At 48.6% G+C, this 14,016-nt stretch carries 15 protein-coding genes; 5 read left to right on the forward strand and 10 right to left on the reverse strand.

The features are described 5' to 3' along the window. Positions 1-99 precede the first annotated feature (99 nt). Genes scpB through RYZ26_RS04130 form a run of 7 tightly spaced genes read right to left on the reverse strand, consistent with a single transcriptional unit; the run spans position 100 to position 7,240 of the window. Positions 100-735, reverse strand: coding sequence for an SMC-Scp complex subunit ScpB (gene scpB / locus RYZ26_RS04100; protein WP_317681887.1), 636 nt, complete (start codon positions 733-735; stop codon positions 100-102). Beyond that, positions 732-1,529 (reverse strand): segregation and condensation protein A, encoded by a 798-nt coding sequence (locus RYZ26_RS04105; RefSeq protein WP_317681888.1) that lies wholly within the window; start codon positions 1,527-1,529, stop codon positions 732-734. The genes scpB and RYZ26_RS04105 overlap by 4 nt, the downstream gene beginning before the upstream one ends. Before the next feature lie 7 nt (positions 1,530-1,536). Then, the gene (locus RYZ26_RS04110) at positions 1,537-2,229 is read right to left on the reverse strand and encodes a site-2 protease family protein (protein WP_317681889.1); all 693 of its coding nucleotides are present in this window, start codon (positions 2,227-2,229) and stop codon (positions 1,537-1,539) included. Next, positions 2,229-3,281, reverse strand: coding sequence for a beta-N-acetylhexosaminidase (gene nagZ / locus RYZ26_RS04115; protein WP_317681890.1), 1,053 nt, complete (start codon positions 3,279-3,281; stop codon positions 2,229-2,231). Before nagZ ends, RYZ26_RS04110 begins: the two co-directional genes overlap by 1 nt. Continuing rightward, complete coding sequence (locus RYZ26_RS04120) at positions 3,250-4,302, reverse strand: SPOR domain-containing protein (protein ID WP_317681891.1); 1,053 nt, start codon at positions 4,300-4,302, stop codon at positions 3,250-3,252. Before RYZ26_RS04120 ends, nagZ begins: the two co-directional genes overlap by 32 nt. Continuing rightward, positions 4,302-6,053, reverse strand: coding sequence for an arginine--tRNA ligase (gene argS, locus RYZ26_RS04125; RefSeq protein ID WP_317681892.1), 1,752 nt, complete (start codon positions 6,051-6,053; stop codon positions 4,302-4,304). The genes RYZ26_RS04120 and argS overlap by 1 nt, the downstream gene beginning before the upstream one ends. Continuing rightward, positions 6,050-7,240: a deoxyguanosinetriphosphate triphosphohydrolase gene (locus RYZ26_RS04130; RefSeq protein WP_317681893.1), complete on the reverse strand. Its 1,191-nt coding sequence runs from the start codon at positions 7,238-7,240 to the stop codon at positions 6,050-6,052. Before RYZ26_RS04130 ends, argS begins: the two co-directional genes overlap by 4 nt. A 109-nt stretch (positions 7,241-7,349) precedes the next feature. On the opposite strand from RYZ26_RS04130, the gene erpA reads away from it, so the two are divergent. Beyond that, positions 7,350-7,679 (forward strand): iron-sulfur cluster insertion protein ErpA, encoded by a 330-nt coding sequence (gene erpA, locus RYZ26_RS04135; RefSeq protein ID WP_317681894.1) that lies wholly within the window; start codon positions 7,350-7,352, stop codon positions 7,677-7,679. On the opposite strand, the gene RYZ26_RS04140 is transcribed toward erpA, so the two are convergent. Together RYZ26_RS04140 and RYZ26_RS04145 are read right to left on the reverse strand one after the other, a co-directional pair. After that, the gene (locus tag RYZ26_RS04140; protein ID WP_317681895.1) at positions 7,676-9,046 is read right to left on the reverse strand and encodes a hypothetical protein; all 1,371 of its coding nucleotides are present in this window, start codon (positions 9,044-9,046) and stop codon (positions 7,676-7,678) included. The genes erpA and RYZ26_RS04140 overlap by 4 nt on opposite strands. 131 nt (positions 9,047-9,177) lie before the next feature. Next, positions 9,178-9,816: a hypothetical protein gene (locus tag RYZ26_RS04145; protein WP_317681896.1), complete on the reverse strand. Its 639-nt coding sequence runs from the start codon at positions 9,814-9,816 to the stop codon at positions 9,178-9,180. A gap of 94 nt (positions 9,817-9,910) precedes the next feature. Between RYZ26_RS04145 and xth the strand changes: the two genes are divergently transcribed. Together xth and RYZ26_RS04155 are read left to right on the forward strand one after the other, a co-directional pair. After that, positions 9,911-10,681 carry an exodeoxyribonuclease III gene (gene xth, locus RYZ26_RS04150; protein WP_317681897.1) on the forward strand — a complete coding sequence of 257 codons (771 nt, stop codon included), beginning with the start codon at positions 9,911-9,913 and terminating at the stop codon, positions 10,679-10,681. 1 nt (position 10,682) lies between these two features. Further along, positions 10,683-11,033 (forward strand): VOC family protein, encoded by a 351-nt coding sequence (locus RYZ26_RS04155; RefSeq protein ID WP_317681898.1) that lies wholly within the window; start codon positions 10,683-10,685, stop codon positions 11,031-11,033. Here RYZ26_RS04155 and RYZ26_RS04160 read toward each other — a convergent pair. Beyond that, a complete protein-coding gene (locus RYZ26_RS04160; RefSeq protein ID WP_317681899.1) occupies positions 11,030-11,887 on the reverse strand; it encodes an ATP-binding protein in 858 nt (285 codons plus the stop codon). The two genes, RYZ26_RS04155 and RYZ26_RS04160, sit on opposite strands and share 4 nt — an antisense overlap. A gap of 133 nt (positions 11,888-12,020) precedes the next feature. Here RYZ26_RS04160 and yajC point away from each other — a divergent pair, with 133 nt between their 5' ends. Both yajC and secD read left to right on the forward strand, forming a co-directional pair. Continuing rightward, positions 12,021-12,428 carry a preprotein translocase subunit YajC gene (yajC, locus tag RYZ26_RS04165; protein WP_317681900.1) on the forward strand — a complete coding sequence of 136 codons (408 nt, stop codon included), beginning with the start codon at positions 12,021-12,023 and terminating at the stop codon, positions 12,426-12,428. Positions 12,429-12,455: 27 nt separating this feature from the next. Next, on the forward strand, positions 12,456-14,015 hold the full coding sequence (secD, locus tag RYZ26_RS04170) for a protein translocase subunit SecD (RefSeq protein WP_317681901.1): 1,560 nt from the start codon (positions 12,456-12,458) through the stop codon (positions 14,013-14,015). Position 14,016: the final 1 nt, after the last annotated feature.

The following is a 14,016-nucleotide window of genomic DNA, read 5'->3' on the forward strand; positions in this document are numbered from 1 at the left end:
CCGCTCATATGCGGTTGAAAATGACTTGCATTTACTTTTAAACAGGTCTTTGGGAAAAATCAAATAGCCTTATGTCTAAACCGACAAAAAGTTTATGGATTAATCTTCTTCCAATGGTTCCGGCAGTTCATCTTCTTCCGGCTGATCCGGGTGATCCAGCGGCAGTTCCATTTCACCACGCACCGTATAGGCATTGATGGCAGGGCGCGCATCCAGCAAACCTGCCGATTTCAATTCTTCAACACCCGGCAAATCATCGATTTTTTCCAGACCAAATTGATCGAGAAAAGCAACCGTTGTGCCCCATGTCATGGGCCGACCAGGTGTGCGTCGCCGCCCGCGCGGCTTGATCCATCCAGCCTCAAACAGCACATCCAATGTCCCCTTGGACAGTGACACACCGCGAATTTCTTCAATTTCCGCACGGGTCACAGGCTGGTGATAAGCGCAGATGGATAGGGTTTCAATGGCCGCACGTGACAGGGTTTTCACATTTTCACGATGTTCGCTTAAGTGTTCCGCCATGTCCGGTGCTGTTCTAAAGGCCCAGGCATTGCCAATGCGCACAAGATTGACGCCACGCTGCGCATAATCTTCCTGCAATTGGCGCAGAAGGGGTTTTACCTCAACTTCTTCCTGAAAATAGTTTGAGAGTTTTTTCTCACCCAAAGGCTCTTTGGTGGCAAACAGGACCGCTTCCAGCAGGCGCAGGTTTTCAGGGGAAATCTCACTCATTTTTCTAGCTCCGGATCGGGGCTTTGAACGTAGATTGCCCCAAAGGTTTCCGATTGTCTGATTTTTACTTTGCCATCACGCGCCATTTCAAGGGCGGCTGCGAATGTGGATGCCACAGCAGAGCGGGTATGAAGGGTGTTTTTCAGATCATCCGGCAGGAATTTCATCAATTGCGTCCATTCCGGGATTTTGCCCAGAAAAGTCTTTAACCGATCAATCGCCATATCCATGGAATAGAGATCCATCGGTTCGATATGAAGCGTCTGATCAGTATGTTTATTCATCTGATCGCCATAAGCCTTCATCAAATCATAAAGGGTGATGTCATAAGAAACCTCATCCACCTTGCCAAAGCTTTCCGGCTCCCCCCGTTTAAAGACCTTGCTGCCCAGAATGCTTCGATCCATAAGCTGTTCACCCGCATTGCGCATGGCTTCCAGTCGTTGCAGCTGGAAGGCGAGGGCTGCGGCCATTTCTTCCGCGCTCGGTTCTTCTTCATCGGCTTGTTCAGGGATCAGCAGGCGGCTTTTAAGGTACGCAAGCCAGGCGGCCATCACCAGATAATCAGCGGCCAGTTCCAGGTTCTTACGCCTGGCTTCACTTACCCAAAGCAGATATTGATCCGCCAGATGCAAAATAGAGATATGGATCAAGTCTACTTTTTGATCACGTGCCAGTTCCAGAAGGATATCCAGCGGACCTTCAAACCCTTCCAGGTCAATGATCAGGGCAGTTTTCTTTTTCGGCCGTAGGTCATCATCTTCATGCTGGTCAAGATCAATGAGCTTTTCCACGTCCGACCTACCTTGAAATGCCCACGATGTTCAGGATCAAATCCATCAAAATGTCAGAAGGGATACCGACCAGATACATAAAGATATTCAGGTTAAATCCGAACATACCACCAACGTAAGGCACAAGGAAAATCATCCCGAGCAAGATCAACATGCCGTAGCGTTCCAACCCAGCCAGACGGATCGCGAGCGGACGTGGAAGAAGGCCAACAGCGATGCGTCCGCCGTCTAATGGCGGTAAAGGTAAAAGATTAAAGACGCACAATATAATATTGATTCTAATAGAGTTTGCCAGATTGTGCGCAACCCACACATCGACATCTGTCGGTAGGAGTGGCAGGGCATAAAAGGCAATAGCGGATATAAACGCAATGAGAATATTAGCCGCAGGACCCGCCGCCGCAATGATCACCATCGCCTTTCTGGGGTTCAGGGTATTATGCACATTGACCGGAACGGGCTTGGCATAGCCAAACATCATATTACCCGCTGACACCAACAGCATCAGGCCCGGCATAATCAGCGTGCCAAAGGGGTCCACATGTTTGACTGGATTAAAAGTAACACGCCCCAGCATATAAGCCGTATGATCCCCCAACCGATACGCGACCCAGCCGTGCGCAGCCTCGTGCAATGTTACCGCAATAATAACGGGCAATATCCAGACAGAGATCAGAAAGGGAACGTTGGAGAAATCCATCAGGTCACCAGTTCCATCAGCGTATTAAAGCGGTTTTCCGCCTGATCGAAATCGATCTCTTCCAGATTTTCACGGGTCATCTTCCAACCCGCTTCGAGGCGATCATCGGTTCCATCACTAATCGGGCGTAGGCCATCGGCTACAGCCAGCATTTCTTCTTTATTGCCGTTGCAGTGAAGCACCAAGTCACAGCCGGCTTCTAATGCCGTTTCGGCGCGTGCACTGAAATCACCTTCAAGGGCATGCATGGAAAGATCGTCAGAAATCAGGATACCGTTAAACCCGATATGATGACGGATCACATCTTCAATCAGGCGAGGGGACATAGTCGCAGGCGCAAACTGGTCAATATCACTATAAACAATATGGGCCGTCATCGCCCAGGGCATATCCGCCAATTCAACAAAGGGACGAAAATCCACGCTATCCAGAATATCAAAGGCCGTATCCACAACCGGCAAAGCCTTGTGGCTATCCACCAATGCACGGCCATGGCCCGGGATATGCTTAATTACGGGCAGAACACCGCCTGCCATAAAGCCACGACACGCCGCACGGCCCATCACAGCCGCAAGTTCAGGATGTGGCGCATAGGCGCGATCAGAAATAATCGGGTCGGCATCTTCCACCGGAATATCCAAAACGGGCGCGCAATCAACGTTGATCCCCAAATCCATCAGTTCAGAGGCAAACAAACGTGCATTCAGATGTGCGGCTTCCAGACCCATTTCAAGGTTAAAGACGGCCAATTCACCAATTTTTGCCGCTGTTGGGGCTTCGCGCCAATGGGGTGGACGAAGACGGGCGACACGGCCACCTTCCTGATCAATCAGGATCGGTACATCAGGGTGCGTTACACAGCTGCGCAAATCATCGGTCAGGGCCTGAACCTGATACGGGTCTTCGATATTACGGGCAAACAGAATGAAACCTAAAGGATTGAGGTCACGAAAGAAATCACGTTCCCAATCGGTAAGTTCCAGGCCTCCACAGCCGAAAATAGCAGCGGCTGGATTTGAATTATCGTACGCGGACAATGAAGCACCCCACATTGCGTTTCTTTAACTGATTACAGATTTTTTTAGCTTCATCGCCTGTTGCAACAGGTCCGAGGCGCAAACGGTAATAAATTCCTTTTTCGCCCAAATTTGCTTTTACGATGTTGGAGCTCAGCCCGTTGACCACATCGCCATTTTTCGATTTGATCTTATCCCATGTCTTTTTGACACCGCTTTCACTTTTAGAAGATAAAAGCTGCATGACGTAACCTGATTTCACAGCCTCTTTCACCGCTGGCGCTTTAGGCGCTGCTGGTTTTGCTGTTGGTTTCGGCGCAGGTGGTGGGGTTACGTTGGCGATTTCAGCAGGCTTTTCAGCTTGTTTCGGTTCTTCTTTCAAAGCTTCCGCGATCTTGGCGACAAGTTCATCCTTGTCTTGTTTATCTGGACCTGCTGGTTGTTCAGAACGTTTGACCAACGCGCGTGGTGCATTGTCATCCTTAATCGAGGCCGGAGCCGGGGGTTCAATTTTTTCAGCCAGTTCTGCTGGTGGAACGGCAGGCAGCACAGGAGCGGGCGCAACCTTTTCAACAGGTTTGGCGGCTTCTTTAATTTCCGGTGCTTTTTCAACAACGGGCATCGGTGGCAATTCTTTAGACATCGCTGCCCCGGTGCCACTTTCAGGCATCGGCGGTAAGGCAATGCCTTTCTCAGGTTTCGCCATCGGTTTTTCCGGACGCGGCAGAAGACGTTCCAGCTTTGGTTCAGTATTTTCGCCACTTACGCGGTTATAAACTGTTTTATCCCGGTTTGGCACATCCATGCCTCCGGGATCAGATGGTTTTTCTTTCATCGGGGCGACTTCAGCACGAACGACAGGCACATTATCAGCGTCGGTTGGACCGCCACCAACAAAATACCAGGCCCCGCCACCAAGTCCGGCAACAACAGTTACGGCCAGGAAAAGCTTAATCGCCTTGCCACCACCACCTTCATCACTGGAGACAGGCTTATAATCAAAAGCGTCTTCTGACGGGTCCATCAAATCGTCGTCGAAATCATCGCGATGCGGCATTAACGCAACTCCTCACGGGGTTCTACGCCCAAAACAAGCAGGCCGGATGCAATCACCAGAGAAACGGATTTCAACAGGGCCAGACGCGCTTTGGTCAGTTCCAGATTATCGGCATGCAGGAAACGCAGAGAAACATCACCTGTGCCTTTGTTCCATAATGAATGGAATTCTGACGCCAAATCGTAAAGAAAATATGTAATTCGATGCGGTTCATGTTCTTTTGCTGCCGCTTCAACCAGTCGCGGCCATTCTGCCATCAGGCGCATAACCTTCAATTCTGCCTCATCCGACAGGTGCGACAGGTCAGCCGTTGCCAGGTTTTCTGCAGACAGATCAATATCAGAAAATTCTTCTTCAGCTTTGCGGAAGACAGAATGACAACGCGCATGGGCATATTGTACGTAAAAGACAGGATTGTCTTTGGACTGTTCCGTCACCTTGGCGAAGTCAAATTCCAGCTGCGCATCGTTTTTACGCGTCAGCATGATGAAACGCACAACGTCCTTTCCAACCTTGTCGATCACTTCGCGAAGGGTAATGAAGGTCCCGGCACGTTTGGACATTTTAACAGGTTCGCCGTTTTCCAGCAGATTCACCATCTGGGCGAGCTTGATATCCAGCTCCGCCTTGCCTTCAGACATGGCTTTTACGGCCGCTTTCATGCGTTTAACATAACCACCGTGGTCAGCCCCCATCACGTCGATCAGTTGATCAGACCCACGCTGGAACTTATCGAAATGATAGGCAATGTCGGATGCAAAGTAAGTTCCGGATCCATCGGATTTTTTCAAGGGGCGATCCACATCGTCACCATATTCCGATGCCTTGAACAGCAATTGCGGACGCGGTTCCCAATCTTCGGGCTTTTTGCCTTTCGGTGGCTCCAGCACGCCTGTGTAGATCAGGTCGCGACCTTCAAGGAAGGCAATCGCTTTATCCACACCGCCGTTATCCACCAGTTCTTTTTCCGAAGAAAAGACATCATGCACAACGCCAAGGGCTGCCAGATCATCACGGATCAGGTCCATCATGGCATCGATGGAGAATTTTTTGATTTCTTCCAGATAGTCCGCTTCTTCTGCAGTCAGCCATTTATCGCCAAACGTTTCTTTCAGCTTTTCACCGACACCAACGAGATAATCACCAGGATACAGGCCTTCTGGAATTTCAATCGTTTCACCGAAAGCTTCGCGGTAACGCAGATAAGCAGAGCGTGCCAATACATCCACCTGCGCACCCGCATCGTTGATGTAATATTCTTTAGTGACCTTGTAGCCAGCCTTGGAAAGCAAAAGGGCGAGGGCATCACCAACAACCGCACCACGTCCATGGCCAACATGCATCGGGCCTGTCGGGTTGGCAGAAACATATTCCACATTGATGGTCTGACCTGCGCCCATATCTGAGTCGCCCCAGTTGGTGCCTGCATTCAAAACATCTTTCAGACGAGCATGCCAGAAATCATCAGCCAGTTTCACATTGATAAAACCGGGGCCTGCCACATCAACAGAAACCACATGGTCGATCTTTTCCATTTCAGGGGCGAGTTTCTCCGCCAGATCACGTGGCTTCATCTTGGCTTGCTTACACAGAACCATAGCTGCGTTGGTGGCAACATCGCCGTGGGAAGCATCACGTGGGGGTTCACATGTAATGCGGGATGTGTCCATCCCTTCAGGGAGATCACCCGCAGCACCAAGTTTGGCAACGATTTCGGAAATATTCTGGTGGAATGCTTTAAAAAAATTCATGAGTTTCTGGCCTGTACATCGAACAAACGGGCATGTTCGTCCAACGCGTATCGATCTGTAATGCCGGCAATATAATCAGCAACCACTTTTGCCGTGGTTTCAGAAGGCTTGCCGTCGGTGAGTTTGAACCATTCGGTTGGCAGGCAGTTTGGTTCCTCCATAAACAGGGCAAATAAGTCCTGTAATACGCGGCGGGCCTTACTGGTCATCCGATTGATTTTGTAATGGCGATAGACGTTTTCAAACATGAAGGCTTTCAGTTGACGGTCACATTCCTGAATGCGATCGGAAAAAGAAGCAATCGGATGGTTTGAATTTCGAATATCCCCGATGTCTTTTGGTGCCGCATCTTTAATGCGTGCTTGAGTTTCCTGCAAGAGATCGTTGACCATATCACCAATCAAACGGCGTACAGCCTCGTAAATCAGGCGGGATTTGTCCAAATCCGGGTATTGTTTGGCCACAGCGCGGAAGGTTTCGCCCACAACAGGGACATCACTCAGGTCTTCGATTCGGATCAAACGGGCACGAAGCGCATCGTCAATATCGTGGTTGTTATAGGCGATATCGTCGCTTAAGGCCGCGATTTGCGCTTCCAGCGAGGAATAATTCTCCAGATCCAGATCCATGACATTTTCATTGTAATCCAGGATCGCCTGATGCACGGGCTTTGCATGATTTGCCTTGAGGCCGAGGAGGGGGCCATTATGCTTCACCACACCTTCGACCGTTTCCCACGTCAGGTTAAGCCCATCGAAATCGGCATAACGCTGTTCAAGTTCGGTTACAACCCGCAAAGACTGGGCGTTATGATCAAAGCCGCCATAAGGGTCCAGGGCAGCATCCAACGCATCTTCCCCCGCGTGCCCAAAAGGCGGGTGTCCGAGATCGTGAGCGAGGGCTAATGATTCCGCCAGTTCCTGATTTAACTGCAAAAAGCGACAGGCCGTCCGGGCGATTTGGGCTACTTCCAGACTATGGGTCAGGCGTGTTCTGAAAAAGTCACCTTCATGGTTTACGAACACTTGCGTCTTATATTGCAGACGTCGAAAAGCAGCCGAATGAATAATCCGGTCACGGTCGCGCTGATGACAGCTGCGTGTGGCACTTTCAGGTTCATAAAAATGACGACCCCGGCTGTCTTCAGGCAGGCAAGCATATGGGGCAAATTTGATAAAATCACTCATGGGCAGGAAGGTACCCTTGTGCGGCTTTTGATGCAATGGGTTTGACAAACGAAAAAGATAGCTTACATATGTTTCAACAGACGAATTAATCCCCCCAAGGAGAGAAAGAATGAGCCAGGTTGGTTTAACTGAAAGTGCAAATAAGCAGGTCCAAAAGCTTATCGCCATGGAAGGCAACCCAAATATGAAGCTCCGCATCATGATTTCAAGCGGCGGCTGTTCCGGCTTTTCCTATAATTTCAGCCTGGATGATCAGGTGAAAGACGACGATCAGGTCTTTACCTTTGGCGAAGTCGATGTGCTGGTTGACGAAGCGTCCCTCCCGTTCGTTGAAGGCGCACAGCTGGATTATGTCACCGACCTGATGGGCTCATCCTTCCAGATGACCAATCCGAATGCGACATCTGAATGCGGCTGCGGGTCTTCTTTCTCAGTTTAATCGACGATTGTTATCTGAAACTGTTGGCTTGATTTTGATGGATCGAAATCATCAGGCTTAACAGTGCTTAATACATTCGTGTGGAATTGTTTCGTTGTACTAAAACCGTACTTATAGAAACCACTATCCGCGCTAACAGGTTGTTGTGGACTTGTAAAAAAGCAGCGATACCAGCGAAAGGAAAATGTACCACTGCCTTTCCCGTCAGGGAGGAAGTACAAATAAAATCTAGCAGGTAACGCACCTTTCTGCTTATCGACCTTGTCCGGGTCCCAGCTTGTCATCATGTTGACGGCCTCATACTCGCCAGACGTTCCATCTGTTCCAGACAGGCCAGCAAATACCGGGCAACCTTTATAAGGCGGTTTGATACCAGATACGCTATTGCAGAAGAGGGCGAAATGGATGTCTTGCGTTGGTGACCCGTTTAAGGGTGGGTTGATCGGGACCAGTTGAAAAGTTGTCGCAGAAGATTTGGATGCATTGGCAGCTAAAGTCAGCCAGTACCCACTTTGAAAGTCAGTTTCGACCTTTACATATCCACTATCCCCAAGGTTTGGGGCTGAAATGTTTATATTTACACCTTGCGGTGACGTTGGCCAGGCGCCGTCTTGGTCGTATGTCGCATGTGGCGGCGTACCTGTATAGTTGAACGCACACATGTCTTGAAACAGATTTTGCAATGTTGTGGGAACATACGTCGTGTAGGTATCATTGAGATTTGTAAAAAAGCCGTTGATTTCACCCAGGGAGAAATTGGTTAGTTCAAACTTATAAATTTGGGCATTGCTGATCATTGTAAGCCAATTTACACAAACCAAAGCCTTATAATAGGCAAGACCATAATCAATTGTAATTGATTTCACGGATTGCAAATATGAAAATGCAGTTCCATTGTTATTGTTTTCTGACACATATTGGATGACGCCTTTGCCATCAATTGCGTTGCTTGTAATAAAGGTATTGAGTTCAGCACATATTTCTACGATGCCTGATGTAGGATCCGCTAAAGATTTTGCCATGTCAGCCAGGGACTGATCTAGAGAAGACTCATCCAGATCCTTCGTGGAAAGTGCCATAATGGTGTTATAAGCGGTAATGATTTTCGTATATTGATTTGCCGCTTCCACTTTTTTAACTTCTTCCTGAAGCGCTTCAATTTCTTTTTCCAGCTCCTCAATCCCAGCTATAATCTCCAATACCTGACTTTCAATTTCTTTGAGATACCCTAACATTTTTTTCTGGTTCTCTGCGGGTGTTCCTGGAATTGGGGAAAAAGCAGTAAATAGGGCGCCAAGGCCGACAAGACCAGACTCCTTGCCGAGATTATCCAAGCCAACGGCAATAATTGTGTTAGTCGAACCCATCGCATACCTCACAGGTGTCACGTAATAATCAAATTACGCTGACGATACACGATCTACTTTTAGATGTAAAATTCAATCTTAATAATAATAATTTAGTAATTTTTACAGCTTAAAAGAGTTTATCTTCAAGCTTACCAGTTCGAACACATGGCTTGCTCGCGTCGATAGTTTTCTCTGGTATCGATGCGGGCATTTTTGCGTGAGATATCCGCACTCATCCGTTTAAAGAGCGGCCGAATTTGCGCATCCAGCAGCTTCTGCACCTTATTGGCTGCCGCATCGGCAGAACGCAGATAAACGGGTCCAATTCGCTTGGCACGTTTGCGGATTGTTTTTTCAATGCCGAACGCATGCTTATAAAGCGTATCGCGGAAAATCTGCACATGGATATTTTCATGGTTCATGATCGATTCATGCTCGCAAGAACCGGGCTGGTACTTGTTGCTGACATAAACGTCAATATTGCGATAACCGATAAACAGATTGGCTGATACTAAAACAGCGCAATAGCGATCGCGCCCCAGTGAATAAATCTTCGTATTTGTTTTTAAATGATAATTTTCATCTGCGACCGTCAATCCGGTTGGAATCCACATGGGACCAAGACGGCTGCCTGCATTGCCACGCAATCGTGAAAGCTGGGCAGAACTGAAATTGGAATGATAGCGCAAGTCCCCCATGGAACGTTCCATATAGACTTCCACATAGCGGCCATCTTCGGGGCAGGCGGGCCATCCGTTTTTGGCATGCGCAGACGAAATGGCTGTCAAAGCAATTAAAATCAAAAAAACAAAAAGGAATACTGGCAACTTCATCTCTACAGTATATGTTATCACCACAGAAAAGCTCAATGGAGAATCCTTCGTGAAAATCGTTACATGGAACGTAAATGGCATCAATGCGCGCACAGAACATCTTTTGCGCTGGCTGAAAGAATTTAACCCCGATGTCGTCCTGTTACAGGAATTGAAAACACCGGGCGATGCGGTGCCTACCATGGAATTAAAAGACCTTGGCTATAACGTTGAATTTGTAGGACAAAAATCCTTTAACGGTGTTGCGATTCTTTCAAAAGAACCCATTGACCTTGTTCTGGATAGATTGCCCGGTGACGAAGAAGATATCCAATCACGATATATTGAAGCCAATGTCGGCGGCGTGCGTGTTGCCTCGATCTATTTCCCGAACGGAAATCCGGTCGATAGCGAGAAATTCACCTATAAGCTTGGCTTTATGAAGCGGGTGATCCAACGCACGAAAGAGCTATTGGCAGAAGATATTCCGTTTGTTCTGGGTGGGGACTATAACGTCGCCCCTGATAATGGTGACGTTTATGATATCCAGAAAATGGGCGGGGATGCAATTTGTCGGGAAGAAGGACGTGAGCTTTACCGCGAACATCTTTTTCTTGGCCTTACCAATGCATTCAAACTTTATCACCCGGAACCCGGGCAGTTTTCCTGGTGGGATTACAGAGGTGGGGGATGGGCCAAGGACCACGGTGTCTTGATCGATCATCTGCTTCTATCCCCTCAGGCAGCCGATATACTTGTAGATTCCAACATTGATAAAACACCACGCGGTTGGGAAAAAGCATCCGACCATACGCCAGTGTGGTGTGAATTGAAGGTGTAACATGACATTGCCAGCCACAGACAAATGTATCAACTATATCGAATTCATCGTTTCAGACATTCAGAAGACGAAGGACTTCTACGCAAAAGCCTTTGGCTGGACCTACACAGATTACGGTCCGACTTACACAGAATTCACCGACGGCCAAATGAAAGGCGGCTTTGAAGAGGGAGAACCCCGCACAGGCGGTCCACTCATCGTTCTTTACGGCACAGATCTTGATGCTTTGGCTAAAGCAGTTGAAGAAGCAGGCGGTACCATCACCAAACCAAACTTCGAATTCCCCGGCGGTCGCCGTTTTGAATTCAAAGATCCGGATGGATATGATTTGGCTGTCTGGTGTGAAAATTAAGTCAGCTTTTGCCCCAAGCGACCTGCCAGATCCTGAATATACTGCCAGGCAACACGACCGGACCTTCCTCCGCGTGTGACGGTCCACTCAATCGCCTCAGCTTTCCAGGTTTCCTCTTCGATTTTAAGGCTGTAGTTGGCGATATAGCCCCGAATAGCCGCAAAATAGGTTTCCTGATCCATATTATGAAACCCAAGCCACAAGCCGAAACGATCAGACAGCGATACCTTTTCTTCCACCGCTTCGGATGCATGAATGGCGGTTGATCGTTCGTTTTCGATCATATCGCGTGGCATCAGGTGTCGGCGGTTGGATGTGGCATAGAAAATCACATTTTCGGGACGGCCTTCAATGCCGCCCTCAAGAACAGCTTTCAACGATTTATAGCTGGTGTCACCGCCATCAAAAGACAAGTCATCACAATAGAGAACACAGCGACGATCCGTTGTTTTTAACACCTTCAAAAGGGCGGGCAGAGTTTCCAGATCTTCACGGTGAATTTCTACCAACATCAGGCTGTGGGCCTTGTCTTCATTCAGCTTGGCATGGATGGCTTTGACGATGGAACTTTTCCCGGTGCCACGCGCGCCCCACAAAAGAGCGTTGTTGGCAGAAAAGCCACCTGCAAACTGCTGGGTATTTTTAAGCAGGATTTCCTTTTGCAGATCAATCCCTTCCAGCATATCCAGCGGTACGCAACTGACCTGTAAAACAGGATCAAGATAGCCCGTTTCCGGGGACCAAACATAAGCATCAGCGAGACTTAGATCGTTGTTTGGAACTTTCGCAGGTGATTGACGTTCCAGTGCATCGGCAATGCGGGTTAAGACCGATAGATATTCCTGATCGCTCATGCCATCCTCTTGTTTGTAAAAAAGTCCATTGACCCTACGAATTCCTATAGAAAATGTAAACATCCCATTGTATAGTCCCGCGCAAGTTTGGGACTGTCCCAACGACTGTTATTCTAACCTTTAGGAGTTATCTATGCTCATTTCTCCGGCTTATGCTCAAGCTGCTGGTGGTGCAGGGGGCGGTATCGAAGCGTTTCTGCCGCTGATTCTCATCTTTGTTGTGTTCTATTTCCTCATGATCCGTCCACAACAAAAACGCGCTAAAGAACATAAAGTCATGTTGTCTCAGCTGCGTCGTGGCGACAATATCCTGACAAGCGGTGGTATCCTTGGCAAAATCACCAAGGTAGATAGCGACACAGAAGTTTCTGTTGAAGTTGCCAAAGACACGGTTGTTAAAGTGCGTCGCGAAATGATCGCTTCTGTTATCGATAAAACAGAACCAGCACCTGAAGAAGCAAAAGAAGCTGCAAACGACACAGCTGAAAAAACCGAAGAAGCTGGCGGCTTGAAAAAGCTTTTCGGCGGTAAAAAAGACTAATCACAGTTAAAGGAAGGGACCGAGAAAATGGTCTACTTCGCCAAATGGAAAATAGCCCTTGTGATTGCGGTTTGTTTGTTGGGCGTGGCGTTTGCTGCGCCCAACATGTTTGACCGTAAGACAACGGCTGAACTCCCGGGATGGCTTCCCAATCAACAAATCAGTCTTGGCCTTGACCTTCAGGGTGGTTCCCACCTTCTGTTGGAGGTAGAAGCCCAAACAGTCATCAATGAACGTCTTGTTTCCATCATGGATACCATCCGCACCACATTACGTGCGGAACGTATCCGTTACACCGGTCTGCGTGTTAGAGGAGACAGTGTTCAGGTTCAGATCAAGAAGCCGGAACAAATGGATCAGGCTTATGATCTGTTACGCGTTCTTGACCAAGGCTCTGAAACCAATGTTGAAAACAGCACCATCAGCATCAATCTGACAGAACAGGCTGTTCTCGATGCCAAACGATCTGCCGTTGAACAATCGATTGAGATCGTTCGCCGCCGTATCGATGAGACAGGCACAAAAGAACCAACCATTCAGCGTCAGGGTGATGAACGTATTCTCATTCAACTGCCCGGTATTGACGATCCAGAAGAAGTGAAACGTTTGCTCGGTAAAACCGCAAAAATGAACTTCCATCTAGTCAACCACAATGTTAGCCCGGAAGATATTCTGGCCGGACGCATTCCACCGGGAACACTGGCTCTGCCGGATGCGGAAAATGAGCAACGCAAGATCGCTGTTTTGCGCAAGGTTGAAGTTCGTGGCGAAATGTTGATCGACAGCCAGCCAACCTTCCAGGATGGCCAGCCGGTCGTTTCCTTTACCTTTAACTCCCTTGGTGCGAAGAAATTCGGTAAAGTTACCTCCAACAACGTTAACCGCAGTCTGGCGGTCGTTCTGGATGGTAAGGTTATCAGTGCGCCAAACATCAATAGCCCGATCTTGGGTGGTAGCGGGATTATCACAGGCCGCTTCAGCGTGCAGGAAGCCAACGACCTGGCCCTGTTGCTGCGCGCAGGTGCATTGCCTGCACCGCTGGTGATCCTTGAAGAACGTTCTGTTGGTCCTGGCCTTGGGGCAGATTCAATTGCCGCTGGCAAGATCGCATCCATCGTTGGTCTGGTCGGGGTTATCGCCTTTATGATCGTAACATACGGTCGCTTCGGGATTTATGCCGATATTGCTCTGATGTTTAACATCATCCTGATCACAGCTGCGCTTTCCTTGTTGCAGGCAACATTGACCTTGCCCGGGATTGCGGGGATCGTGCTGACCATCGGGATGGCGGTAGATGCCAACGTTTTGATTTTTGAACGTATCCGTGAAGAACTTCGAAACGGTCTAGGTCCCATCGCTGCGGTGGATTCAGGCTATAAACGTGCGATCAAAACCATTATTGATGCGAACGTCACCACCTTGATTGCTGCTGTTCTGCTGTTTGAATTCGGCTCCGGCCCGGTTCGTGGTTTTGCAGTGACCTTGGCAATCGGGATCATAACCTCCATGTTTACGGCCATTATGGTTACACGCCTGCAGGTCGTCATGTGGCTGCGTAAAAACAAGCCAAAGAAACTGGTTTTATAAG

Source organism: Terasakiella sediminum (genome assembly GCF_033100395.1).
In the GTDB taxonomy this organism is placed as follows: Bacteria; Pseudomonadota; Alphaproteobacteria; order Rhodospirillales; family Terasakiellaceae; genus Terasakiella.

Excerpts from the sequence above, each read along its gene's own strand:
- scpB (WP_317681887.1), bottom strand. The coding sequence starts at position 735 with ATGAGTGAGATTTCCCCTGAAAACCTGCGCCTGCTGGAAGCGGTCCTG.
- RYZ26_RS04110 (WP_317681889.1), bottom strand. The coding sequence starts at position 2,229 with ATGGATTTCTCCAACGTTCCCTTTCTGATCTCTGTCTGGATATTGCCC.
- nagZ (WP_317681890.1), bottom strand. The coding sequence starts at position 3,281 with ATGTGGGGTGCTTCATTGTCCGCGTACGATAATTCAAATCCAGCCGCT.
- RYZ26_RS04120 (WP_317681891.1), bottom strand. The coding sequence starts at position 4,302 with ATGCCGCATCGCGATGATTTCGACGACGATTTGATGGACCCGTCAGAA.
- argS (WP_317681892.1), bottom strand. The coding sequence starts at position 6,053 with ATGAATTTTTTTAAAGCATTCCACCAGAATATTTCCGAAATCGTTGCC.
- RYZ26_RS04130 (WP_317681893.1), bottom strand. The coding sequence starts at position 7,240 with ATGAGTGATTTTATCAAATTTGCCCCATATGCTTGCCTGCCTGAAGAC.
- erpA (WP_317681894.1), top strand. The coding sequence starts at position 7,350 with ATGAGCCAGGTTGGTTTAACTGAAAGTGCAAATAAGCAGGTCCAAAAG.
- RYZ26_RS04140 (WP_317681895.1), bottom strand. The coding sequence starts at position 9,046 with ATGGGTTCGACTAACACAATTATTGCCGTTGGCTTGGATAATCTCGGC.
- RYZ26_RS04155 (WP_317681898.1), top strand. The coding sequence starts at position 10,683 with ATGACATTGCCAGCCACAGACAAATGTATCAACTATATCGAATTCATC.
- RYZ26_RS04160 (WP_317681899.1), bottom strand. The coding sequence starts at position 11,887 with ATGAGCGATCAGGAATATCTATCGGTCTTAACCCGCATTGCCGATGCA.
- yajC (WP_317681900.1), top strand. The coding sequence starts at position 12,021 with ATGCTCATTTCTCCGGCTTATGCTCAAGCTGCTGGTGGTGCAGGGGGC.
- secD (WP_317681901.1), top strand. The coding sequence starts at position 12,456 with ATGGTCTACTTCGCCAAATGGAAAATAGCCCTTGTGATTGCGGTTTGT.